This window comes from Methanosarcina mangrovi (assembly GCF_052057765.1).
Taxonomy (GTDB): Archaea; Halobacteriota; Methanosarcinia; order Methanosarcinales; family Methanosarcinaceae; genus Methanosarcina.
On the sequence record NZ_CP195120.1, the window covers coordinates 1,440,740 to 1,462,906 of the forward strand.

The 22,167-nt window shown below is 43.2% G+C and carries 25 protein-coding genes and 1 pseudogene; 13 read left to right on the plus strand and 13 right to left on the minus strand.

The features are described 5' to 3' along the window. Positions 1-28 precede the first annotated feature (28 nt). From ACSAZL_RS06625 to ACSAZL_RS06645, 5 genes are all read left to right on the plus strand, one after another. Entirely contained in the window at positions 29-367 is a 339-nt protein-coding gene (locus ACSAZL_RS06625) for a hypothetical protein (RefSeq protein WP_440947916.1), read from the plus strand. A 247-nt stretch (positions 368-614) separates the two neighbouring features. Next, positions 615-1,457: an MBL fold metallo-hydrolase gene (locus ACSAZL_RS06630; RefSeq protein WP_440947917.1), complete on the plus strand. Its 843-nt coding sequence runs from the start codon at positions 615-617 to the stop codon at positions 1,455-1,457. A gap of 350 nt (positions 1,458-1,807) precedes the next feature. After that, the gene (locus ACSAZL_RS06635) at positions 1,808-3,316 is read left to right on the plus strand and encodes a serine--tRNA ligase (protein ID WP_440947918.1); all 1,509 of its coding nucleotides are present in this window, start codon (positions 1,808-1,810) and stop codon (positions 3,314-3,316) included. 189 nt (positions 3,317-3,505) lie between these two features. Beyond that, a complete protein-coding gene (locus tag ACSAZL_RS06640) occupies positions 3,506-3,652 on the plus strand; it encodes a hypothetical protein (RefSeq protein ID WP_440947919.1) in 147 nt (48 codons plus the stop codon). Positions 3,653-3,785: 133 nt separating this feature from the next. After that, positions 3,786-4,397 (plus strand): 30S ribosomal protein S3ae, encoded by a 612-nt coding sequence (locus ACSAZL_RS06645; protein WP_440947920.1) that lies wholly within the window; start codon positions 3,786-3,788, stop codon positions 4,395-4,397. Positions 4,398-4,443: 46 nt separating this feature from the next. On the opposite strand, the gene ACSAZL_RS06650 is transcribed toward ACSAZL_RS06645, so the two are convergent. Next, positions 4,444-4,650 (minus strand): hypothetical protein, encoded by a 207-nt coding sequence (locus ACSAZL_RS06650; RefSeq protein ID WP_440947921.1) that lies wholly within the window; start codon positions 4,648-4,650, stop codon positions 4,444-4,446. On the opposite strand from ACSAZL_RS06650, the gene ACSAZL_RS06655 reads away from it, so the two are divergent. Continuing rightward, positions 4,649-5,284: a hypothetical protein gene (locus ACSAZL_RS06655; RefSeq protein WP_440947922.1), complete on the plus strand. Its 636-nt coding sequence runs from the start codon at positions 4,649-4,651 to the stop codon at positions 5,282-5,284. The genes ACSAZL_RS06650 and ACSAZL_RS06655 overlap by 2 nt on opposite strands. Before the next feature lie 69 nt (positions 5,285-5,353). On the opposite strand, the gene ACSAZL_RS06660 is transcribed toward ACSAZL_RS06655, so the two are convergent. The 3 genes from ACSAZL_RS06660 to ACSAZL_RS06670 all read right to left on the minus strand — a co-directional run bounded on the left by ACSAZL_RS06660 (position 5,354) and on the right by ACSAZL_RS06670 (position 7,096). Continuing rightward, a complete protein-coding gene (locus ACSAZL_RS06660; RefSeq protein WP_440947923.1) occupies positions 5,354-5,623 on the minus strand; it encodes a hypothetical protein in 270 nt (89 codons plus the stop codon). Positions 5,624-6,636: 1,013 nt separating this feature from the next. After that, positions 6,637-6,894, minus strand: a complete 258-nt coding sequence (locus tag ACSAZL_RS06665; RefSeq protein ID WP_440947924.1) for a hypothetical protein — start codon at positions 6,892-6,894, stop codon at positions 6,637-6,639. Between the two features lies 1 nt (position 6,895). Next, on the minus strand, positions 6,896-7,096 hold the full coding sequence (locus ACSAZL_RS06670; RefSeq protein ID WP_440947925.1) for a hypothetical protein: 201 nt from the start codon (positions 7,094-7,096) through the stop codon (positions 6,896-6,898). A gap of 333 nt (positions 7,097-7,429) precedes the next feature. Between ACSAZL_RS06670 and ACSAZL_RS06675 the strand changes: the two genes are divergently transcribed. Then, on the plus strand, positions 7,430-8,068 hold the full coding sequence (locus ACSAZL_RS06675; protein WP_440947926.1) for a MarC family protein: 639 nt from the start codon (positions 7,430-7,432) through the stop codon (positions 8,066-8,068). A 5-nt stretch (positions 8,069-8,073) separates the two neighbouring features. Here the strand turns inward: ACSAZL_RS06675 and ACSAZL_RS06680 are convergent. The 5 genes and pseudogenes from ACSAZL_RS06680 to ACSAZL_RS06700 form a co-directional block, all read right to left on the minus strand. Next, positions 8,074-8,247 (minus strand): annotated as a pseudogene (locus ACSAZL_RS06680) (pentapeptide repeat-containing protein); the annotation flags it as partial. Between the two features lie 142 nt (positions 8,248-8,389). Beyond that, positions 8,390-9,658: an AlbA family DNA-binding domain-containing protein gene (locus ACSAZL_RS06685; RefSeq protein WP_440947927.1), complete on the minus strand. Its 1,269-nt coding sequence runs from the start codon at positions 9,656-9,658 to the stop codon at positions 8,390-8,392. 516 nt (positions 9,659-10,174) lie between these two features. Further along, entirely contained in the window at positions 10,175-10,369 is a 195-nt protein-coding gene (locus ACSAZL_RS06690) for a hypothetical protein (protein WP_440947928.1), read from the minus strand. A gap of 259 nt (positions 10,370-10,628) precedes the next feature. Continuing rightward, entirely contained in the window at positions 10,629-13,046 is a 2,418-nt protein-coding gene (gene ppsA, locus ACSAZL_RS06695) for a phosphoenolpyruvate synthase (protein ID WP_440947929.1), read from the minus strand. 338 nt (positions 13,047-13,384) lie between these two features. Beyond that, positions 13,385-13,858, minus strand: coding sequence for a nucleoside deaminase (locus tag ACSAZL_RS06700; protein ID WP_440947930.1), 474 nt, complete (start codon positions 13,856-13,858; stop codon positions 13,385-13,387). Positions 13,859-14,063: 205 nt separating this feature from the next. On the opposite strand from ACSAZL_RS06700, the gene ACSAZL_RS06705 reads away from it, so the two are divergent. The 5 genes from ACSAZL_RS06705 to ACSAZL_RS06725 all read left to right on the plus strand — a co-directional run bounded on the left by ACSAZL_RS06705 (position 14,064) and on the right by ACSAZL_RS06725 (position 18,820). Beyond that, complete coding sequence (locus ACSAZL_RS06705; RefSeq protein ID WP_048065696.1) at positions 14,064-14,342, plus strand: DUF5661 family protein; 279 nt, start codon at positions 14,064-14,066, stop codon at positions 14,340-14,342. Positions 14,343-14,565: 223 nt separating this feature from the next. Beyond that, entirely contained in the window at positions 14,566-14,709 is a 144-nt protein-coding gene (locus ACSAZL_RS06710) for a hypothetical protein (RefSeq protein ID WP_440947931.1), read from the plus strand. Positions 14,710-15,175: 466 nt separating this feature from the next. Further along, positions 15,176-17,467 carry a PAS domain S-box protein gene (locus ACSAZL_RS06715; protein WP_440947932.1) on the plus strand — a complete coding sequence of 764 codons (2,292 nt, stop codon included), beginning with the start codon at positions 15,176-15,178 and terminating at the stop codon, positions 17,465-17,467. A 254-nt stretch (positions 17,468-17,721) separates the two neighbouring features. Further along, positions 17,722-18,486 (plus strand): GTPase, encoded by a 765-nt coding sequence (locus ACSAZL_RS06720; RefSeq protein WP_440947933.1) that lies wholly within the window; start codon positions 17,722-17,724, stop codon positions 18,484-18,486. Between the two features lie 136 nt (positions 18,487-18,622). Further along, the gene (locus ACSAZL_RS06725) at positions 18,623-18,820 is read left to right on the plus strand and encodes a hypothetical protein (RefSeq protein ID WP_440947934.1); all 198 of its coding nucleotides are present in this window, start codon (positions 18,623-18,625) and stop codon (positions 18,818-18,820) included. A 39-nt stretch (positions 18,821-18,859) separates the two neighbouring features. Here the strand turns inward: ACSAZL_RS06725 and ACSAZL_RS06730 are convergent, their stop codons facing one another. Both ACSAZL_RS06730 and ACSAZL_RS06735 read right to left on the minus strand, forming a co-directional pair. Then, complete coding sequence (locus tag ACSAZL_RS06730) at positions 18,860-19,594, minus strand: hypothetical protein (protein ID WP_440947935.1); 735 nt, start codon at positions 19,592-19,594, stop codon at positions 18,860-18,862. 126 nt (positions 19,595-19,720) lie between these two features. After that, complete coding sequence (locus tag ACSAZL_RS06735; protein ID WP_440947936.1) at positions 19,721-20,248, minus strand: NTPase; 528 nt, start codon at positions 20,246-20,248, stop codon at positions 19,721-19,723. A 202-nt stretch (positions 20,249-20,450) separates the two neighbouring features. Between ACSAZL_RS06735 and ACSAZL_RS06740 the strand changes: the two genes are divergently transcribed. Then, entirely contained in the window at positions 20,451-20,606 is a 156-nt protein-coding gene (locus tag ACSAZL_RS06740; protein ID WP_440947937.1) for a hypothetical protein, read from the plus strand. Between the two features lie 436 nt (positions 20,607-21,042). On the opposite strand, the gene ACSAZL_RS06745 is transcribed toward ACSAZL_RS06740, so the two are convergent. Together ACSAZL_RS06745 and ACSAZL_RS06750 are read right to left on the minus strand one after the other, a co-directional pair. Continuing rightward, a complete protein-coding gene (locus ACSAZL_RS06745; RefSeq protein ID WP_440947938.1) occupies positions 21,043-21,405 on the minus strand; it encodes a hypothetical protein in 363 nt (120 codons plus the stop codon). A gap of 137 nt (positions 21,406-21,542) precedes the next feature. Next, positions 21,543-22,040 carry a Holliday junction resolvase-like protein gene (locus ACSAZL_RS06750; protein ID WP_440947939.1) on the minus strand — a complete coding sequence of 166 codons (498 nt, stop codon included), beginning with the start codon at positions 22,038-22,040 and terminating at the stop codon, positions 21,543-21,545. Positions 22,041-22,167: the final 127 nt, after the last annotated feature.

The window sequence follows — 22,167 nt, forward strand, 5'->3', positions numbered from 1 at the left end:
GCTAAAAACAGTAGGTAAAGGAGTCAAAATGATCGAAAAAACCAACCATATATCCTATGACAAACTTGTCCGCGACAAAATTCCTGAAATCATAAAAAGCTCAAACAGGGTTCCTGAGTGCAGGGTTCTTGATGAGGACCAAGAATATCTTAGATACCTCATTAAAAAACTTCAGGAGGAAGTCCTGGAATTTACTGGAAACCCCTGTGTTGAGGAACTAGCTGATGTAAAGGAGGTTATTGATGCACTTTCAGAAATAGGAGAGTTTGAAGATGTTCTGAGAGTGCAGGAGAGGAAAAGGAAGGAGAGAGGGGGATTTGGTGGGAGAGTTTTGCTCACTGGGGTTGCTGAACCTGGGAAGGAGTGAAATTTATAGATAAATGTATTTTTTCTTCACAGTGGCCCAGTTCTATTTGATTTTTAGTTTGCGGCCCAGGTAAAAAGTTCAAAGCAGACAGGATCATTATTTACAATCAACTGTCCCGCCTAAATAATAATAAAGTCTTAAAAACCCTCCTTACGTGACCACGTGAAGTGCTAAACTCAATCCCTGATATTTTTTTCGAGTATCTGGTAATAATGCTATTATAGACCGCAGGTAAAATAAACACTGTATGAAACTTACTGTCCTTGTTGATAATAACACCCTTATTGACAGGTATTTCTTTGCCGAGCCTGGGTTGTCTTTTCTGCTGGAGGATTCCGGTATCCGAGTTCTTTTTGATACCGGGTATTCGGATATCTTCCTTACAAATGCCCTGAAAATGGGGCTTTCACTTCTGGACCTTGATTATCTGGTCCTCTCCCACGGGCACCTGGACCACAGCTGGGGACTCGGACCTCTGATCCGTTTATTCACGGAAGCAGGGATAGAAAGGCTGCCCGGCAGGTCTCCGGTTCTCGTTGCCCATCCCCTGGCCTTTGAAAGCAAAAAAATTGAAGGGATAGGGGAAATAGGAAGTCTGTTCACTCCCAGAAAGCTTTCAGAGCACTTCAGGCTACAGCTCTCAAGTACTCCCCTCTGGCTGAGCGAGAGGCTCGTTTTCCTTGGGGAAATCCCCAGGAACTTCACTTTTGAGGCAGAGGCAGCTGTCGGATATGTGCAGGACAGCAAGGGGAACAAAATTCCCGACCTCCTTCCGGACGACACGGCACTCGTATACAGGGCAGAAGCAGGGCTCGTAATTATTACGGGCTGTTCCCATTCCGGGATCTGCAATATTACCGAATATGCAAAAGAAGTCTGTGGAGACAGCAGGGTCCTTGACATAGTAGGTGGCTTTCATCTTCTGGAACCCTCAGAAGAACGGATGCATGGGACCCTTGAATACCTTAAAAAACTTGACCCCGGCTGCGTCCACGCTTGCCACTGTACGGATTTAAATTCAAAAATCGAGCTTTCAAAGGTTTGCAGGCTTAAGGAAGTCGGAGTTGGCCTGCAGATTGAATATTTTTAACTGTTTTTTAAGTCTCCTTTTATTTTCTCTTTTTTACTTCGTTTTCAATCAACTTTTCGGACAGGGTCAAGAATAAAAAGTAATGTGGTATCACGCAACAATCTCATCAAAACTCGATTCTCCGGCAGCTACGGGATGCAGGAGCAACTTTGACTCATTATTTAAATAGTTCTCCATTTCTTATCTAAATAAAAAACTGCAGGCATTATAGGCACCTATATCTAATTCTAAACCGAATTATAGACACCTGCAGATCACTTATCTCCGGAATAGGCACTTAATTTCCGCTGACATCCTTCCCAGACTCACAATCAGCTATCAAAATAAAATAACTGAAAGAGGCTCAAACCTTGGAACTGAAGTTCAAACTCAGAGCATATTTTAAAACAGGTGCAGACCCTACTCCTTCAAAGGGGGACGTAGCTGCGCTTTTTGAAGAGGCAAACCGTACTCTTCTTACGAAAGGGGCTCCTGAAGGGCAGGGGGCAAAAATTACGGAATGGAAGCTCGGGGAAGACAGGATCGAGCTTACTCTGGAGTCAGGAAGGTATGTCAGGGTCCATGATGCCGTCCTGCGGCTGAAGAAAGTGCTTTCCGAAGAGCTCGGGAAGAAGTACAGGATAGGGATCAGGGGAATTGAAGTCGAGTCCTTTACCATCCAGATGCCGGCTGAACACGAGCTCAGGATGCTGAAGGTCCCTTACATAAAGGGCATGGAAAACATCGAAGGAGGGATCAGGCTCGAGCTTGAAGTAGGAGAAGCTGAGATGAAGAACAGGGTCCCGGACCGGATCCTGACCCTGCTTGAAGAGAAAATCGAAGCTGCCCGATACGGGGCAAAGGCTGAGCACTGGAACCTGATCTGGCAGAGGGAGCCTATGGAGCACCCCTTCAACGAAGACCCGACCCAGGCGATGCTGAAGGAGGGCTGGCTCAAAAGAGGGGCGAGCCGCGGGCAGTGGATCCACGGGCCTCAGTCCGCAAGTGTGTTCAGGGCTTTCGAAAAAATAGTTTTTGACGAACTTCTTGAACCCCTCGGGTACAGGGAAATGATTTTCCCGAAGTTGGTAACCTGGGAAGTCTGGATGAAATCCGGGCATGCCAAGGGAGTGTACCCTGAGATCTATTACGTCTGCCCTCCGCAGACAAGGGATCCTGATTACTGGGAAGAGGTTGCAGATTACTATAAGGTTACCCATGAGGTGCCAACAAAGCTGATTAAAGAAAAGATCGGGGAACCCATAGGTGGCATGTGTTACGCCCAGTGCCCGCCTTTCTGGATGTACGTAACAGGTGAGACGCTTCCGAATGACGAGATTCCCGTAAAGGTCTTTGACAGGTCAGGGACCTCGCACAGGTACGAAAGCGGCGGGATCCACGGGATTGAAAGGGTTGACGAGTTCCACAGGATAGAAATTGTCTGGATAGGGACAAAAGAACAGGTAGTAAAGTGTGCGGAAGAGCTGCACGAGCGCTACATGCATATTTTCAATGATATCCTGGATATTGAGTGGAGGAAAGCAAGGGTTACCCCCTGGTTCATGGCTCAGGAGGGGCTGCTCGGGCTTGCCGAAGAGAATACCGTAGGGACTACTGACTACGAAGCCCGGCTGCCTTACCGCGGGGAAAACGGCGAATGGCTGGAGTTCCAGAACGTAAGCATCAACGGGGACAAGTACCCGAAAGGCTTCAACGTAAAGCTGCAGTCCGGAGAAGAGCTCTGGTCCGGGTGTTCAGGGGTTGGGCTTGAGAGATGGGCTGCGGTCTTCCTTGCACAGAAGGGGCTTGACCCTGAGAACTGGCCGGAAGAGTTCAGGAAAAGAGCGGGTAAGATGCCGGAAGGAATCCGTTTCCTATAATTTAGCCTGAATTTTTCAATTATGTTCAACTCTTTTTTCCTTTTTTCCTTTTTCCTGTGTGCGAACAACAGGGCAGAACGTGTTTCTGACCGATTTCTTTATATATGGAAATGGTGTGTATAGTGGAGCCATTAACTAGTTAGTATCCGCTAATTTCTGAGAATTTCTGGCCGATTTCCGGTCATATTTTTGACTATCAGGAGCCTGTGGCTGTCGGCAGATGGGATGGGGCCCGAGTCCGGAAACGCTAAGAGGCTCAGAGATTTTTGTATTGCAAAGAGAGGGTTGCAAAAGAGCGAAACCTGCGGCAGTGCAAGGCTGTGCAGGAACGCCTGAAAAACCTTTCACGCTCATTGATTATGGAAAGGCTCACCTGAGCATCCGGAAGACTAAAACCTGAAACTGCCTGAGGGCAGCAGGACAAAGCAGAATAAAACTACACAAAACGAGTATACTTCGGAGGAATTACTTGGCAAGAAAGAAAGTACAGAGAAAGCTTGACGGATGGAAATCCAAGGAATGGTACAATATTGAAGCCCCTGTTTACTTAAACAGGGTTATCGTAGGCAACACAATGGCAGGAGACCCTTCCCTGCTCGTAGGTCGGAATGTTGAGACAACTGTTGGGGAGCTCACCAACGACATGACCAAGAACAACACAAAGGTCATTCTCAGGATCAGCAACGTCGTCGGGGACATTGCAACTACCGACCTCATGGGCCACGAACTCACAACTGACTATATCCGCTCAATCGTTAAGAGGCAGACTTCCAGGATCGACGCCAATGTCGATGTTAAAACCAAAGACGGCTATGTTATCCGCGTAAAGCCGACCTGCTTCACCATCAAAAGGGCACGCTCAAGCCAGATGCAGGCTATCAGGGAAATGATGGTCGAGATCGTCAAAAAGCGCGCAGCAGAATCCGACTTCGAGACCTTCATGCAGGAAGCAATCCTTGGCAGGCTCTCCGCAGCCATTTACAGACAGGCCAAGTTCATCTACCCGCTCCGCAGAGTCGAGATCAGAAAGACCGAAGTTGAAACAATGCCCGCAGCTGCACCTGCACTTGCAGCCGCATAATTTCTTTTTAATTCAAAAATTGGTCGTCCATTGCGTACGACCTGTATTATATATTTTCTTCAATATATAATACTTTTAAACAAATATATGATACTTTTAAACCAATAGACAATACTTGTAAACCGTATAAATTCTTTTTTATAACCTTCTTTCCTGAAAAGGGAGCTTTGAATTCGCTCTTTCGCCCTGGTACAGGTACGATTACACGGACAACAAACAATTTTTTATATTTCAAAATCCGATTTACCCCCATGGCTGCCTCCTGGTCCGTATCCCACACCCTTGGAACAAGAGAAAAGGTTTTTTCGTGGCGGATAGATAGCCGGGGGAATATTTTCATAAAAAGAAAGTTCAGAAACGGCAGATTCCCCAGGATCGACAAAGTTAGTTGCAGCCACCTGGATAAACTCCAGAATTTCATGCAGGACATGGAATGGAAAGCCCTGGCAAACAATGCAGCAAAGCTGTATCTGGGAACCGAAAAAGAAGGCGTAGGCAAATTCCTGTACAGGCTAAGGCGAGAGGTCCCGTATGCCCAGCTTTCAAGCCAGTTAGCAGCTGTTTTCTATCACTCTGAAGTCTGGGAATGGAACGAACAGAAAAGAGGCATGAAGTTTCTGCTTCTCCCCGGAAACTGGCAGGAGAAGACAATGAAGTATTACAGGAGTTCGCTTGCTCAGGGAAATGAGGGCATTCCTATTGAGGAATTTTCGGGAAGCTGCGCAAAAGTAAAAACCGGGCAGGAACAGGATGAACTGCAAGAAACATTGCATGGAGCACTTCAACAAGAGGTACTTCAACAAGAGGTACTTCAACAGGAATCACTTCAACAAGAAGCTGTCCGGAAAATTGAGCAGACTAAACTTTCGGCTTTTTTCGGATATTAAGGAAAAAATACAGGAAAAGGAAAAAATGATGAAAGAATAAGGCTTTTACATCATTCTGGAAACCCGGATTCAGACAGTTTCGATTTCCATTTCGATGCCTCCAACCTTCTTTGAAATAAAATTATAAATGACACTGGTGAGGAACCCTAAGATTCCTCCTACAACTGCATAAAAGAGAACAAAAACTATCATTATAAGTATACTTTCGGTAAGACCGACAGGTCCCTCTGCACTCGCCATAAGAAGAATGAACGGCGAAAAGATTACAGCAAGAATCAGATACATAAGCCCGAGGACTTTTGCCATCGATTTGCTATTTAAAGATACTATACGTACCATTCAGGATCACTCCATTAAATATTAAAAAGTAGTTTTTAATTATATAAATATTTATTCTGTTAGACCGCTGAAAATGATCCTTTTTCCGGGATCAGCCCTTCAGGATTTATATAGACTTTTGATTACTTTTTCTGTAAAAGGGCCGACTACAGGCAGCCTATACCTTTCTCCCCTGTATGCTTCATACATAAGGAAAAGCCACAGGAAAAATGGGATCAGGCTAAAAACCAGCATCCCGGTAAATAAATACTCAGTGATTATGCTGGGAGTGTATATGATACGGTAAAGAAACAACGCAGGGTTGAGGTTGACCAGAAAATAATCGAGAAATCTATTGGGTTCAGGGTCGAAAAAGGCCTGCAAGGGACTTAGAACTATTGAAATAACCAGAAAAGTCAAAAAAGATTGCATTGCATGAAACCTGACAAACCTGCTCTTAGTCTCAAGCACAAAGAAGATCAGCCCTGTTACCCAGGTCACAAAATAACATAAAATTCCTTCAATATTTTCTTTCAAACCCAGAGATGTCCTGGAAGATGTAATCTCAATTTCCGGTTCGTCGTTCAGTACAGACCCCCCTACACAAATGGAATTATAACTGAAATTTCCCCGATAAGTATGATTACTTAAATTATAATTCACAAATCAGCCTGTAATTTCAACTTAGCATCATAACTATAAGTCAACTATAATTATAATTCTAATTATACAAAAATCGTTCTTATCAAAATTAGGCTTGTCAGTCGGGGTATTTAAGAAGAAAACCAGACAGGCTAGCAAAGTGTAGAGAGGCAGATAGAGAGAGGCAGAGAATAAGACAGGTAAACAGAAGCAAAGTATATAAAAACAGACAAACAGAGGCGGAGCATATGAAAACAGACAAACAGAGGCAGAGCATATGAAAACAGATCAACAGAAGAAGAGCATATAAAGGCGGATAAATGGAGAATAAAGGGCAGATTGATAAAGGGAAGATTGGAGAAGAAATTGCCAGTAAAACCCCGGCTTTTAATTTATCGGTACATGCGGCTCAGGGGTTCTATTTTAATTACTACAAGGGCTAATTTTTCGTAATCCACTCTATAAAGCAGCCTTAAATGCCTGGACCGAAGCCGGAAAATTTTATCCTGGCTTTCGATTATTCTTTTTGCGCCCTGGGGCACGGGATCAAAAGCAAGCTCTGCAAGGATTTCCCTGACCCGGGAATGAGTGCCCTCATCTGCTCCCTTCATAAAATCCTGTGCAGGAATATCAAAAAAAACTTCGAACATTTCAAAGCCTCATTTCTTCAAGCTTTTTTAACGGCACAAGCCTTCCTCTAGCCTCATTTTCAAAGCTTCTGAAAATAAGCTCTTTTTCTTCTGCGGTGAGCAGGATATCTATATCCACCATATGCTCCTTAATTTCTGCGAGCTGTCTCTTTATGAAATTAAGCTCTTCAAAGATTTTTTTATCAATTTTTTCTCCGGTCATCCGAACCACTGCCTTTGATTATATAGCTTGTAAACCGTTATCATTATTCAGGCTTACAGGCGGCATCAACTAGTTATCCCATATGAGTTATCCTTAATATAGAGTCGTCTCCTGAAGAGAGTAATCTCCCTACTTCTTCATCAAAGTATCGTGCAAGCCGACCCTCAGGGAAACTTTATATCAAGAGTATACAGATTATATTGTTTTAACCTTTATACTTCAATTTTAAGAAAAACAAATACAAAAAATCTGCTGAAATTCAAAAGGTAATTATTACAAGCATGACAAAATATATAAAAAATTGGAGATATAAAAAAGGGGGCAGGAGAAAAAATGTTAAGCGAAAACCTCGGTTTTTTCATCTATGTATTCTCATCCGTTTTTGTGGTTGTAAGCCCTATCGGCGGAGTTGTAACTTTTATCTCCCTGACAAGTAAGATGACCCGCAAGGAGAAAAATGATATCGCAAAAAAAGCGGTAATTCTTGCATGTTCGATTGCCCTCTTTTTTGCAATTACCGGGAGTATGATCCTGAAACTGTTCAGCATCAGTGTGGACTCGCTTCGGGTTGCCGGAGGAATTCTGCTTTTCACTATAGCATTTGACATGATGCAGGCAAAGGTCTCAAGGGAAAGTATTACCGAAGAAGAAATTACCCAGTCCCAGGAAAGGGAAGATATCTGGGTCTTTCCGATCGGGCTTCCGCTCCTGACAGGTCCGGGTACGATCAGCACGGTTATCGTCCTTATGGGAATGGCAGACGGCGTTCAACAAAAAGGAATTGTGCTCATATCGATAATAGTTACATTCCTAATCTGCCTGATCGTCTTCCATTTCTCAAGGAGGCTCCACAAGTTCATAGGCTATAACGGGATGCTCGTCTTCACAAGGCTCATGGGACTTTTGCTTGCGGCTCTCGCAGTGGATCTGACTTCCACGGGAATAATAAATATATTCGGACTGGAAGCTTGAAACCTTCAGGTTTGAGAGGCCAGAGTTCTTGAACCTTCAAATCTTGAATCTTCAAATCTTGAATCTTCAAATCTTGAATCTTCAAATCTTGAATCTTCAAATCTTGAATCTTCAAATCTTGAATCTTCAAATCTTGAATCTTCAAATCTTGAATCTTCAAATCTTAAATCTACAAATCTTAAATCTGAAAATCTTAAACCTTCAAATTTTAAATCTGCAAATCTTAAATGTTCAAAGTTTCTTTCCGGGAACTAAAAGAAAATAGGACTTAATTCTCAGGCAAAGTTTTGAGCAGGGTTGAGAACAGGGTTGAGGGTGGGATCACCCCGTTTTTCCTTTATAGCGCCGATTCACGTACTCGATCAGCTTACTGCCTGTGAGCCTTTCACTTGAGGGACCTATACGGATATAGAACTCTTCGTCATTTTTATCCGGTTTAAGGAAAACAGCTTCATCACTTCTTATGCATTCGATTTCCAGGATTTTTTTGCCGTTTACGGGCACAAGGGCATACTCTATCATGGGAGCGTAGTTAAGGCCTATATGCTGCTTTATTAACTGTTTGAAGTGCAGGAGGAACTTATCCTCATTCGGAAAACCATCATTTTTGATTCCAAGGACTTCCCCGCTGTTTGAGACGCCAACAAGAAGAACGCCACCGTCAGTATTCAGGTAAGCTACTATCGTTTTCAGCACCGCATGTTCGATGTTCCAGTCAGGCTTTCCGGTAATAAGGTTCATTCGCAGCGTGGACTTGAACTCGAGTTTCTTGCTCTCCCCCCTCCGGATCAGCTCCAGAATATAGTCTGAGTCATTTGCAAGCTTCACCGCTTCCCGGATAAGTTCGAGGTTCTTACGGATATGGGTTATACTCTTGGGATAGGTTGAAAGCCTGCACTCGAACACACTTAGCTGGGAAATAAGTTCCCTTGTGATATCCTTGATTTTAAGGACCTCAAGCTGGACCTGCAGGTCAGGGAGATAGAGTTTGCTGTGCGTAAGAGAATAGAGATCCACATTCGGTAACGATGAAATTCCGGGCAGAAGAGAAATAGCCGCGTCTGAAAGGACAGAGCTCTCTCCGCTTTCCGCACATATATTCTCAACCGGAGCTTCGCCTGAAAATTCGATTTCATTTGCTGCCAGGGAAGAATTAATCCCTGGAAATCCTGATTTTCCCGCAAAAGAAGCATCTCCGGAAGTGTCATGCAGGGCAGAATCCTCGGAGATAACCGCAGCCGGCTCTTCGGATGCCCGGATTTCAGGTTTCAGGATAAAGCCCCTCGCTTCCCAGGCCTTCCGGATCTTCAGACCAAGAGGATTGTTGAAAAAGTCCGCAAGGTATTCCGAACTTGCTTTCTCAGGGTCAAGAATGAACCGGATGTAACCCTGAAAATCACCTTCAATCCCGGAAAGAGAACTTGAGGCATTCAGTTCTTCATAAAGGGGAAGATACAGAGCGTTTTCTTCTTCGATAAAGCCGTACTCAATGTCAGGGTCGGGAAAATTGACCTTCAGCATAAGGTCAGAGAGGCTTGTCGGCTTCAGGCCATACTGATTGCATAATGAATCTATTTCTTTTTCGACCATGCGGATCAAACAGAGAAGGTTTCTGGTGTTAAAGTTACTTCGGGGTTGTACTATTAAAGTTGATGTTGCGTATTGAATTTTAAGACTCATATACCTTTTTCTTTTCAAATTACTTAAAATTTCATTTTTCTCCCGGAAACAGGGAAAACCGGAAGTAAAAGGTTACAAAATAAAAGTAGAATAAAAAGTAGAATAAAAAGTAGAATAAAAAGTAGAACAAAAAGTAGAATAAAAAGTAGAATAAAAAGTAGAATAAAAAAATCTAAGATATCCCGTCACAGGATATCAAGATCAGTTTAGTCCTTTAAGGGACTTGAAAATCAATAATTTTCTTAACAGCGCCTTAAATGTTAGCTGTTTCCTGGACTGCAGCTTGAGTGGAGGCACTTGCCGATGTAACTGAGGACGTACACCCGCATTTTCTGCAGTAGTAAAAATTATTCGAGCCAATTATTTGTTTTTTAAGAGGTGTACCGCACCTGACACATTTTGAAGGAAAATTAAACATATTTTAACTCACTCCATAATCATTATTGGTTCAAGTCTTGCAGTTTCTTTTCGCGTCCAGTACCCACACACAGTACAGTATTGAAATCCTTTGAAAAGATCGTTTTGAAGTTCGGAATGACACTCCGGACATTTTTTTAAAAAAAGCACATGCTCTGGTTCTTTTTTCTCCCCAGCAATTTTTGTTTCGGTTATTTTCTGCATAATTAATTGCTTCCTTTTTATTTTTCACACTCGATATGTCTATTTATTACATTATATATATAGATTTTCCTGTAAAATCATATTTTTAATGCCGGTATAGATATACCCTGCAAATGTATGCAACCCCAATCAGTAGCTCCTTGTTGACAGCCCTGATCAGCAGTTGTTGATAAAGGGCCGCCGACGTTTACCGGCTGGAAATTTGACCAGCTTATAAAAAGTAAGGCGTAAGAGTCCCGGATCTTTTTCCGGATCTTTTTCAGCGCCTTCCGAACTCCTTTTCAGTTTCGAGAACCTTTAAGGTGATTTTCATAACAGAGTCCGGATTAAGGGAAATCGAATCAATCCCCTCTTTTACCAGGAATTCTGCAATCTCCGGAAAATCACTCGGAGCCTGCCCGCAGATCCCGCTGTGCCTTTTATTCCGTTTTGCCCCCTGCACTGCCATTGACATGATCTTCATGACCCCTGGGTCCCGTTCATCGAATTCTGCGGCAAGCAGTTCGGAATCACGGTCAACCCCCAGGGTCAGCTGGGTCAGGTCGTTTGAGCCAATAGAAAAGCCATCAAAAAATTCACTGAACTCGTCTACAAGCAGGACGTTATTGGGAATTTCGCACATGACATAGACCTGGAGTCCGTTTTCTCCGCGTCGTAGTCCGTTTTTCTCCATCTCGGCAATGACTTTCTTCGCTTCCTCAACGGTCCGGCAGAAGGGAATCATAAGAATAAGGTTCGTAAGCCCCATTTCATCCCTGACCTTTTTCATAGCCCTGCACTCAAGAGCGAAACCTTCCCTGTAGCGTTCATCAAAGTAACGGGAAGCCCCCCTGAATCCTATCATGGGGTTGTTTTCATCCATTTCAAAGTAGCTGCCCCCTACAAGGCTTGCATACTCGTTGGTCTTGAAATCGCTCATCCTGACCACAACCGACTTCGGGTAAAAAGCCGCAGTAATCATTCCGACGCCTCTGGCAAGCTGATCGACAAAATAATCTTCCTTTTTCTCATAACCCCGCGTCAGCCTGTCGATCTCCTGGAGCTCCCCCTGGGTTTTGACTTTTTCAGGATGCACAAGAGCCATGGGATGGACTTTGATGTAGCTTGTTATAATGAACTCGAGCCTTGCAAGCCCGATCCCGTCATTAGGAATCATGGAATACGCAAAAGCGCTTTCAGGGTTTCCAAGGTTCATCATAATCTCGGTCCCGGGGCGTTTCAGGTCTTTCAGGCTCATGGTATCTTTATGGAAGGGGAGGAGCCCTGCATACACAAGTCCGTCTTCTCCCTCGGCACAGCTCACGGTAATTTCCCTGCCTGTCTCGAGGACTTCGGTTGCATTTCCAGCCCCGACAACCGCAGGGATTCCGAGTTCCCGGCTGACAATCGCCGCATGACAGGTCCTGCCTCCCTTGTTGGTGACAATCGCAGCTGCGGTTTTCATAACCGGTTCCCAGTCAGGGGTGGTCGTATCCGCAATCAGGATCTCCCCGGGTCTGAAAGAGGGGAGGTCCGAAACATCCGGGATCACATGGGCTTTTCCGGATGCGATCTTATCCCCAACGCTCCTGCCTTTTGCAAGGACTTCGGACTTCTCTTCAAGGACATAGGTCTCCAGCACATCCTTTGCTCTCTGGGACTGGACGGTTTCGGGCCTTGCCTGCACTATGAAGAGTTCGCCTGTTATGCCGTCCTTTGCCCACTCGATATCCATAGGCCTGGATTCCCCGTACTTGTTAGAATAATGGTCTTCAATATCGATCGCATACCCGGCAAGTTCGAGCACTTCTTCATCATTGATACAGAAGCGCAGTCTTTCAGCCTCAGGGACCTCCACGTTTCGGGTGAGGACTTTTGAGTCTCCCCTGCCGTAGATCATCTTGATTTCTTTGCTTCCCAGCTTCTTCTGGATAATCGGCTTATACCCTTCCCTGAAAGAAGGCTTAAAGACGTAGAACTCATCAGGGTTGACCTGCCCCTGCACGACATTCTCGCCGAGCCCGTACGCTCCGGTGATGAAAACGACATCCCTGAAACCCGTTTCCGTGTCAAGAGTAAAAATCACACCGCTTGAAGCCAGGTCCGATCTGACCATCTTCATGATTCCTATGGAAAGGGCTACCTTGAAGTGGTCGAAATTGTTGGTTACGCGGTAGGAAATGGCCCTATCCGTAAAAAGAGAAGCAAAACAGCGTATGCAGGCATCCCGGAGCCCGGGGTACCCCCGAATATTCAGGTAAGTCTCCTGCTGCCCCGCAAAAGAAGCGGTGGGTAGATCCTCAGCTGTAGCCGAACTCCTTACGGCCACGTCCGTGTCCTCTCCGTACTGCTCGCAGAGGCGATCGTAGGCAACTTTGATCTCCTCCCAGAGATCATCCGGAAGTCCTGCACCAAGAATCAGGTCTCTTGCAGCTTTTCCCCTCTTTGCAAGGTCTGAAACATTCGAGGTATCAAGCCCTTCCATTGTTTTTTTCAGTTTTTCGAGAACCCCTCCTGCCTTCAGCATGTGCCAGTAAGCTTCAGAAGTAACTGAAAAGCCGTTAGGGATCTTTACACCTTTTGAAGTAAGTTCCCTGTACATCTCCCCAAGGGAAGCATTCTTTCCGCCAACCAGCGGGACGTCCTCGATCGTGGTCTCTTCAAACCAGCGGATGTATTTGTTTTTATTTCCAGGCATATTTCCCAAATTCCCCTCATAAGCCCTGTTTGAACTCAAGTACTTTAACACATTTACATTTTAATAATACTGTGGGAAAGTTTTCCAAAAACGTATGGAGCCAACCCCTAAATAGAAACTTTCCCGATTAAATTAAAAGCCCCATATTAATTATGCTCTAATGAAAGAAATCAGTTTGCCTACACATTAATAAATATTAATAAGTATTTGGGCAAAATGAAAAAACAGAAAAACTGGGGTTTTGTGAAATTATATCCATCAGAAGTTCTGCATAGAGTTCAAAAACGAAAGCAAGTCCGTCCCTGCATCAGGCAGACCCGGTATTTCACCAGGAGGACTCAGTACTTCACCTTATCCTCGGCTTTTTCCCACGCCCTGAAAGCTTCAAGAGCTTCTTCCCTGAGGAGTTGTCTGAACTCGATGCTTCTTTCCCTGAGGGGGAGTGAAATTTCCTTATATATAAAGGAGTCGTCAAACCCGATATTATCGGCATCCTTCCTTGTGTTTGCAAAGAAAACTTTATTTATCCTTGCCCAATAAATGGCCCCAAGGCACATGGGGCAGGGCTCGCAGGAAGCGTAGATATCGCACCCTCTAAGGTCAGGAGCGTTCAGTTTCCGGGCTGCTTCTCTTATGGCACTGATCTCGGCATGGGCAGTCGGGTCGTTAAGTATGGTGACCTGGTTGCAGCTTTCCGAAATGATTTCCCCATTTTTCGTAATCACGGCCCCAAAAGGTCCTCCCCCTCTTTTCACACTTTCGAGGGAAAGCTCAATGGCACGCCTTATAAACAGAGTATCTTTTTCTGACATGTGTCGTTCCCTCATTCATAATTTCATATCTATGATAAACATAGTGATAGAAAATACCTTTTGATGCCGGAAAATATCCTTTAATGACAGGAAGTGCCTTTTTACTTAGGATAAAAACCTCCTGTGAAAGGAAAAACAAAAAAAGGACATCGTGCAGGACAAACCTTAAGTACAAAAACAGATCAAACCATTAACCGGAGTGATAATGTTGACAACCAAAAGTTTTACCGCTGAAGAAGCAAAGGCAGTTGGGGAACAGCTGGGATTAACCTGGGACAAATTCGATGTTGACCAGTTCCGCAGAGGCATGGATGTAGAGCTGGAACACGGAACCATAGACCCCGCAACTAACGTCACAAACGACGATCCCATAATGACAGGAAAGATTGCTCTGGCCCACCTTAACGAGTTTCCGGACTATTACGACAGGCTGGAAGAAATGGAAGAAGAAGCTGAGGAATACTGGGAAAAAACTGAAAACTGAACTTTAAAAAACAGAATTTCATTTTTAGTTTCCGATTTTCGCTTCTTGAATTTTGTCCCGTTTGACGCAGGAGAGCGGTCTTTCCTGAAAATGCAGAAAAGAAGAAAGAAAATAAAAGCCAGAAATTAAAAGTAACATAAAAAGAAATTAAAAGAGCTAGAAAAACCGCTACTCATCTCTTTTTTTGCAGAACCGCCAGATAAGCTGGCGGGGGTACTTATTTTTGCCTGAATTAAAAACGGTTTTCGGGGTTAAGAATAGTATTTATCTGAAGTTAAGAATTGTTTATCTGAAGGGCAGACCTGCTCAAGCCCGTGTGGCTCAGGGGAAGATAAATGAAAAAAATCTCTCCGGGACTCAGGCATAGAGCAAATAATTGATCGGGAGCCGTCCATTTTTTGAATTCAACTTAAATATTTTTTAATCCCAACTTTTTATCCGTTCCAATTCCAACCGTGCCTTTAAGCCTCAATCAGGCTTGCTTTAGACAAACAACTTTAAATAAGTTTTACTGAAAACAGCAAATTATGTGAAAAATCCGTACAAAACTTTTATAACTATTTTCATCAAGTTTCTACCTATCTCTTTAATTGTTTACTAAAAAATAATTCATAAAATTCTTAAAAATGTAACAATCAAAAACAAAATTTAGTGGCTTTAGCTAACGATTATTTTCGTAAATATCATGGAATCGGAGAAATCTCCACCCTCTATAATAAGTTGTTATAGAGAACTTTTTAATTTTAGTTGGGAAAAGAAATTATATAAGTTGAGGTCTATACAGTTAATATATCTATATAATTTTTTCTGTTTAGTTGCAAAAACCATGAAAAATGGTATTCAAGATGATCGCATTGTACGCTTCCGATAAACCAAAAGTTCTCATAATTGATGACGAGAAAGATCAGGTAGAGTTACTATGTTTACAGCTCGAAGATGAGTATCTTCCTATTCCTGCATATACCGGAAAAGAAGCCCTCGAACTTGTGAAAGCCGAACTTCCGGATTTGATATTATTAGACCTGATGCTACCTGAAAGTGACGGGTACGAGATCTGCAGCATACTCAAAAGTGACCCTAAATACAGGTTTATACCCATAATCATAATTTCCGGATTTTTTGAGAAAACGAACAAAATAAAAGCAACTCAATGCGGAGCTGATGATTTTATTCACAAGCCGATAAACAGGTTTGAGCTTAAAACAAGGATAAAGTCTTTAATCCGGATAAAAAATAATTATGAAGCCCTGCAGGAAAGCGAGAACAGGTATAAACAGCTTTTCAATAACAGCCCGGCTGTCACCCTTCTCATAGACCCGATCAATTACCGTATTGCCGATGCAAACGAACCTGCCTGCGTTTACTACGGGTATACGTATGAAGAGATGACTGCAAAAAAAATCACTGATATTAGTATACCTTCCCTGGAAAGAAATAAAGAAAATAGAGAAATCAGCAAGCAGATTTTTTCCGAAAAGAAAGGTCATTTCTATTCCTGCCATCAGCTTGCCAGTGGAGAAATAAGGCATGTGGAGATGTATATCAATACAATCAATATCAGAGGCAGGGAACTTCTTTTTACAAATGTCTATGATGTTACTGCCAGCAAGAAGACCGAAAGGGAACTTGCGGAATCGGAAGAAAAATTCAAACAGGTTGTGGAACTTTCAATCGACGGAATAATTATAGGGGCAAGTAGCGGGAAAATTGTTGACTGTAATGAGGCAGCCTGCCGAATCTTCGGGTACGGTAAAGAAGAAATGCTGGAGCTGAATGTGAATAATATTCTTCGGGAAGACTTTATGCAAGACATCCCGGGGATAATAACCGGTAAAGCAGTCCCGGAGAATAAAATCATTGAGAGCATAAACAAAAGAAAAGACGGTACGTTCTTTACAGCTGAGATTGCAACCCGAACATTCAAACTGGGCGATGAAGATAGGCTGATAGTGTATGTCCGGGACATTACGGAACGTAAAAAAGCGGAAAGGGATCTGAAATCAAGCGAAGAGAACTTCCGTGCTCTTGTCAACAATACTCTTGATGGGATAGTTATCCTTAACTTTGAAGGGGAAGTAATAGCTGCAAATGCTGCTGTTGAAAAAATGTTTAATACGCAGCTCGAAAAGATAAAAGGTACGAGCATTGCAAAATACCTCGCTCCCGAATCAGTGCCTGTTGCAATTAAAGACCAGATAAATGTCCTCAATGACCAGGGGGGTTACCTCAGTGTTTACAAAGCAATCTCTTCAACGGAGGAGCATTTCTGGATTGAAGGGCTTGGTACGAAAATAATCTACCAGAACCAGCCGGCAAATATCGTGGTTATAAGGGATATAACCGTTAGAAAAAAAGCAGAAGAGGCGCTGATAAATGCAAAAACAGCTGCCGAGGTGGCAAACCGCACAAAAAGCGAGTTTTTAACCAACATGAGCCACGAACTGAAGACTCCTCTGAACTCCATAATCGGGTTTTCTGACCTGTTAAAAGAAGAAATGGCAGGGCCCCTGAATGAAAAACAATCCAGGTATGTCCAGTTCATCTCTTTAAGCGGAAAAAACCTTCTCGATATTATTAATGACATACTCGATTTATCAAAAGCAGAATCCGGAGAAGAAGATCTCAATGTAGAAGAGTTTTCCGTAGATGAATCAATCAATAAAGTAATCTCAGTGTTTCTTCGGCAAACTCAGGAGAAGAACATAAAATTAAATTACCAGTCCGAAAACAGAACGTTATGGATCGCTGCTGACAACAGTAAGTTCCGACAGATTATGGAGAACTTATTAAGTAATGCCATTAAGTTCACACCTGCCGGCGGTTCGATTAATGTAACCTTGAAACAGGAAGGCTCCCTTGTAACTATCGAGGTCGGAGACACGGGGATAGGAATCCCTGAGGACAGCCTTGAAAAGATATTTAAGCCATTTATCCAGATCGATTCTTCTTTAAGCCGCAATTTTGAGGGTACGGGACTGGGGCTGACCCTGGTAAAAAAGTATGTTGAAATGCATGGCGGAAATATTTATGTGGAAAGCAAAATAGGCGAAGGTTCGTCTTTCATATTCGAACTGCCGGTAAACCGAAAGAGGACGGTCGAACCTGTCCTGAAGGTACTGGGATAACTGAAACTCTGCAGCTGAAAAGATTAGCTGAAAAGATTAGCTGAAAAGATTAGCTGAAAAGATTAGCTGAAAAAAAATTGCCTGATTTTGGTAGATTTATCGGTTGCTAACTGCTCCTTTATTGTTTTGTATTTACTTCATTCATCAAGTTACGGGTTATGGAGATAAAAGTTTCCCATTTGAAGAGATCCAGATTTGAAGACACCCGGATTTAAAGATATCCTTATATCCTTATCCCCTCATAGCACAGCCCGATGACAAGCTACAAAGTTCTGGTAAGGGACGTTATAAAAAAAGCCGACGTCCTTCTTGAGGTCATAGATGCCAGGTTTCCTGATGAGACCCGAAACAGTGAGGTTGAAAAAGAGATAATTCGCTTAAAGAAGCCTTTCATAATAGTCATCAATAAGTGCGACCTCGTCTCAAAAGAGAAACTTGAGAAGACCAAAGCCCGCCTCTCAAGAATTGCCCCCGCGGTTTTTGTATCCGGCAAGGACAGGTCCGGGACAACCATGTTAAGGCATCAGATCCTTGCATCTGCCTGTATAAAAGGGAAGGATATCCTTGTCGGCACCCTCGGTTATCCCAATGTGGGCAAATCCTCCGTTATCAACGGAGTTACCGGCAGGCACAGAGCTAGCACTTCCCCCATATCCGGCCACACAAAGGGCGTGCAGCATGTGGACGCAGGGTCACGCATTATGTTTATGGATACTCCAGGAGTCATTCCCTTCGATGAAAACGATGAATATGTACAGGGACTGCTGGGAATAAAGGATGCGACCCACCTGAAGGATCCGATCGGAGTTGCCCTTAAGATAATAGAAAAAATGCTTGTCGAAAACAAAAATGCCCTTGAGCTCTTTTATAGTGTCACTCTCGAAGCCCGGGACCCTTACGTCGGACTTGAACTGATAGGCAAACAGTGCAATTTCCTCCAGAAAAAAGGCGAGGTAGATGAAATGAGGACAGCTATCAGAATAATCAATGACTGGCAAACCGGTTTGCTCCTTATCTGAGAAATATCTGAGAAATTGATGAAGCTCCTGCTCCGGAACAAAATCCGGCCATATTCGTTACGGTTTACCCGGAAAAAAAGAAAAATTATTCAAGCTTTAAAAAGAAATCAACATACAAAGATCAGGAACGAGAAGGATGACCGAAAGTCTGGAGCAAAACCCCGAAAAAGATAAAAAACCGGAGCAAACAGGAAAACCGGAACAAACAGGAAAACCGGAAAAAGAAGTGAAATCCGAAAGAGAGAAGATATTGAGAAAAAAACTGATTCTGGTTGCCTCAAAACTTTTGATCATAGTTTTAGTGATCCTGCTAGCCCTGCTCTCCCAGAAGTAAAGCAGGGTACTCAAACGTTCCCTGCGTATCAAAGGCAACTTACTTCTCTTTGACGAGGCAGAAAGCTCTACAGTGTGCCCTCACCCTGGACGAGACAGCCCCGTAATTATCTCCTGTACAAAAAACGATACTTTTGATGCCGTACCCGCCTGACAGCACAATCGTATTGCTGCGGGGGAAAAAAGTTACTTTTTTTACGTTTTTCCACCTCATAAGCTGCCCCTGTCCGGCATTTGCCAGGAAGCCCGTACCGGCTGCTGTCGGATTCCGGAAAAGAAGCCCCAGAATAATGAGTAAAAGGTTTATCCTGCTGTTTTTCTTTTTCTGCCCGATCCGGGGAAGGGTCTCAACACCTTTTTCATCCATCAGGTAGGTGAGTTCGTATTTGTTCCCGTAGTAAGCGAAGATGAAGAGGGCGGTCAACAGGAACAGCAAGCCAACCAGCATCAGAGCGTATTTCATCTCCAGAAGGTTCGTGCGATCAGAGTAAAAATTCCCGTCAAGAATTGAGGGCAGGAGTATAAGGGATACGATAAGAGTCGTAACTAAAAAAGCAATTCCCAGAACTTTTAGCAGTTCAGTTAGAATAAATTTATTTGTAAGTATTGAAGTGTCGATATCCCATTTGATTCGGCTTTCATTATTAGGTTTGGTCCCGCTTTCATCGTTAGGTTTGGTTTCTTTTTCGTTATTAGGTTTGGTTCCGCTTTCGTCATCAGGTTTGTTTCCTTTTTCGTTATTAGATCTGGTTCCGTTTTCATTGTCGTCTTTCATTGCCAGGCCACCATGACGATAAAAAATAATATGTTATGTATAATAATGTCCTGGCTTTTAAAAATATCTCAACAGTTTGGTTCTCACCGGAAAAAATAGCGGCCAGCAGAGCAAGGATAATCGGTTTCAGCCTGATTCCCTGAGGAAGCGATTTGAGATTTTTTCAGGTAATTCGTCCCGGTTCCCTTTATCAACCGTTAAAACTTCAAACTCTTTTCTAATCCTCTGCGCAAGCGGATGCCTGCTTGAATGGTGAAGCACAGCCAGGACAGGTTTATCCGATTCCAGAACTTCTTCAACTGCAGAAACGAAAGATTGAGATATAAGCTCCATCGGTCCGATCTCGTCTATGACTATCAGATCACAGGCAAGGGCATTCCTGACTGCGCTTGCTCCGATCCTCTCAAGGTCGTCCAGGTTGACATGATATTTTCCAAGCCTTGGTCCGCTGCCTTTAACGTGGCTAAGCATTCCTGTCTTTCCTGTCGCCAGGTCCCTGATTGAGAAACCTTCCCTATGCCCTTCTTTACGGATTTCGGCAGTCCTGATGCCGCCTATTCTAAAGCCCGGCTCCTCGGCAAGTTTTTCGGCAGCTTTTGCTACAACTGTTGATTTCCCAATCCCCGGACTGCCGGTTACTGCAATTCTCAACATGTTTTTTCCTTCCCCTTTCTATTCTCATTTCCCTGAAAAATATACCTGACTTTATATAAATAAGCCCTTAGCCCATTTTTACGTTGACTTTAAAAACATTGCAGAATATACTGAATATACAATGGAATATATCTCGAATACACACTGTAAATTTCTGTTATACTGAAAGCTAACTTTAGCAGATCTACAAGGGGTTGAAATTGTGACTACGGATCAGGAAATTCTTGCCAGACTGCAGGAGATAGAGAAGAGAATGGAAAAGATGGAAGCGTCACTGGAAAATATTAGCAGTGTCCTTAAAAAGGTGGAACAAAATACATATTTTGGGTGCTATGTCGAGGGGGAAAAGCTGGAGTAAAAAGCTATACGGCGTAGTCCTCATGCTTTAAAATTATTCTTCCGTTTTGCTGAAAAATTCGGCCTCTGTCGGCTTCCGGCTAGAAAAGCCAGCAAGTAAAACTGTCAAGAAGATTGATAAGGATCCAGCAAAAAATCAGCAGGTAAAAAGACAGAAAAAACCGGAATGAGCAAAAAGAAAACGGGATTGAATTCTATCTGAAAAATATTTTTTTCAAGCCTCTATTTTATTCGTTTATTTGAGTTCTTTTCTCTGTCAGTTCTATTTTTTTCACATATACAAACGGACTCCAGCCCGTGAGGAGCAGAGAAAGAAAACTGAGATTCTTTTCCGGATTACCTTATTTTGCTTTTCCCGGACTCAAACGTTTTTTCAGGCGTTTTTCCGATCTATCGATGATTGTTGTTTTCCATCCCGGGTTCAAATGGCTCAAATTTTACACACATTTCTCCGGATTTGCTGCTTTCTTCTTAAGAACCTCCATCCAGTCAGGAAGCTGCACACCAGGATACTCGTATCCTAAAAGAAGGACACTGCTGATTTCTTCACCTTCAACCGGTACGGACCCGGTTACTTCATACGTCGGGAAAGGAACCTGAAGAACGCCTTTTAAAGTCTCGCCTTCTTCCAGTTTGGTAAGTCTGCTGAGGTTATCTGTAAAAAGAGCCTCTTCGGCATTACTTGCAGTCACGATAGGTACTGTGCGTATCGAATGATATATGCATGATTCGATTACAGCGAATCCCAGTACAAGTTCTTTCCATATCATAGGTTTGCTGTTATCTGTTGTTTCTGCCATTGTTTACCCCCCAGGAAGTTAAGTATTTGAATTTTAATAGGTTTTTGGGTCTACAGAAGGAATATGATCGTAATTGATAAGTCCTTTTCTTCCTGTGAACTCTTCCTTCCCAAAAAGGATAAGGGAATTCTCGGAATTCATTCCCTGTTATGGATGATCTCGTAGCTAACTCTTCCTCTATTGATACACTCCCTGACAAGCTTTTCTCTCTGAGAAAGGGCGCCGGTTTTTCCGGACTTAACCTCGACAAAGACCACCTTATTCATTTCTCCTTCGGAAAGCCCATCAAAGACGATGAAGTCTACAGGGGTGCCAAGGAACCTTGCATCCTTAGGGTTGTATTCGAAGTCAGGGAAATAGGGGATAAGGTGTTCCGTGACCTTGCCGCGGATTACGGCTTCGCTTTTCTTTACGGCGTCCTGGCGGATTTTTTTCTCCTCGTCAAGTTTCCAGGTCCGAAAGAGAGTATCGGCTTTTTCGGAGACCTGGCGTTCCATCTCTCGCGTCTGCCAGGCTTCATACAGGTCTCTTGCACGGGATTCTACCCTGCCTTTCAATTTTATGTATTTGACGAGCAGATATACTATAAGCAGGGCAAGGAAAAGGATAAGGGTTGAAATCATCCAGTCATCCACAGCTATTTCTCCGGAAAGGGTTTTGTTATTCGATAGTGAAAATTAAGTGAGAAATAAATCTCGAAGAATAAATTTCAGACTCTATAAATGGCTATAAATATTTAAAAGTTCTAGCCGAATTTATTTT

Excerpts from the sequence above, each read along its gene's own strand:
- ppsA (WP_440947929.1), bottom strand. The coding sequence starts at position 13,046 with ATGCCTGGAAATAAAAACAAATACATCCGCTGGTTTGAAGAGACCACG.
- ACSAZL_RS06715 (WP_440947932.1), top strand. The coding sequence starts at position 15,176 with ATGGTATTCAAGATGATCGCATTGTACGCTTCCGATAAACCAAAAGTT.
- ACSAZL_RS06665 (WP_440947924.1), bottom strand. The coding sequence starts at position 6,894 with ATGTTCGAAGTTTTTTTTGATATTCCTGCACAGGATTTTATGAAGGGA.
- ACSAZL_RS06685 (WP_440947927.1), bottom strand. The coding sequence starts at position 9,658 with ATGGTCGAAAAAGAAATAGATTCATTATGCAATCAGTATGGCCTGAAG.
- ACSAZL_RS06735 (WP_440947936.1), bottom strand. The coding sequence starts at position 20,248 with ATGTTGAGAATTGCAGTAACCGGCAGTCCGGGGATTGGGAAATCAACA.
- ACSAZL_RS06745 (WP_440947938.1), bottom strand. The coding sequence starts at position 21,405 with ATGGCAGAAACAACAGATAACAGCAAACCTATGATATGGAAAGAACTT.
- ACSAZL_RS06660 (WP_440947923.1), bottom strand. The coding sequence starts at position 5,623 with ATGGTACGTATAGTATCTTTAAATAGCAAATCGATGGCAAAAGTCCTC.
- ACSAZL_RS06720 (WP_440947933.1), top strand. The coding sequence starts at position 17,722 with ATGACAAGCTACAAAGTTCTGGTAAGGGACGTTATAAAAAAAGCCGAC.
- ACSAZL_RS06730 (WP_440947935.1), bottom strand. The coding sequence starts at position 19,594 with ATGAAAGACGACAATGAAAACGGAACCAGATCTAATAACGAAAAAGGA.
- ACSAZL_RS06690 (WP_440947928.1), bottom strand. The coding sequence starts at position 10,369 with ATGCAGAAAATAACCGAAACAAAAATTGCTGGGGAGAAAAAAGAACCA.
- ACSAZL_RS06650 (WP_440947921.1), bottom strand. The coding sequence starts at position 4,650 with ATGGGGGTAAATCGGATTTTGAAATATAAAAAATTGTTTGTTGTCCGT.
- ACSAZL_RS06725 (WP_440947934.1), top strand. The coding sequence starts at position 18,623 with ATGACCGAAAGTCTGGAGCAAAACCCCGAAAAAGATAAAAAACCGGAG.
- ACSAZL_RS06625 (WP_440947916.1), top strand. The coding sequence starts at position 29 with ATGATCGAAAAAACCAACCATATATCCTATGACAAACTTGTCCGCGAC.
- ACSAZL_RS06655 (WP_440947922.1), top strand. The coding sequence starts at position 4,649 with ATGGCTGCCTCCTGGTCCGTATCCCACACCCTTGGAACAAGAGAAAAG.
- ACSAZL_RS06675 (WP_440947926.1), top strand. The coding sequence starts at position 7,430 with ATGTTAAGCGAAAACCTCGGTTTTTTCATCTATGTATTCTCATCCGTT.
- ACSAZL_RS06670 (WP_440947925.1), bottom strand. The coding sequence starts at position 7,096 with ATGACCGGAGAAAAAATTGATAAAAAAATCTTTGAAGAGCTTAATTTC.
- ACSAZL_RS06705 (WP_048065696.1), top strand. The coding sequence starts at position 14,064 with ATGTTGACAACCAAAAGTTTTACCGCTGAAGAAGCAAAGGCAGTTGGG.
- ACSAZL_RS06630 (WP_440947917.1), top strand. The coding sequence starts at position 615 with ATGAAACTTACTGTCCTTGTTGATAATAACACCCTTATTGACAGGTAT.
- ACSAZL_RS06700 (WP_440947930.1), bottom strand. The coding sequence starts at position 13,858 with ATGTCAGAAAAAGATACTCTGTTTATAAGGCGTGCCATTGAGCTTTCC.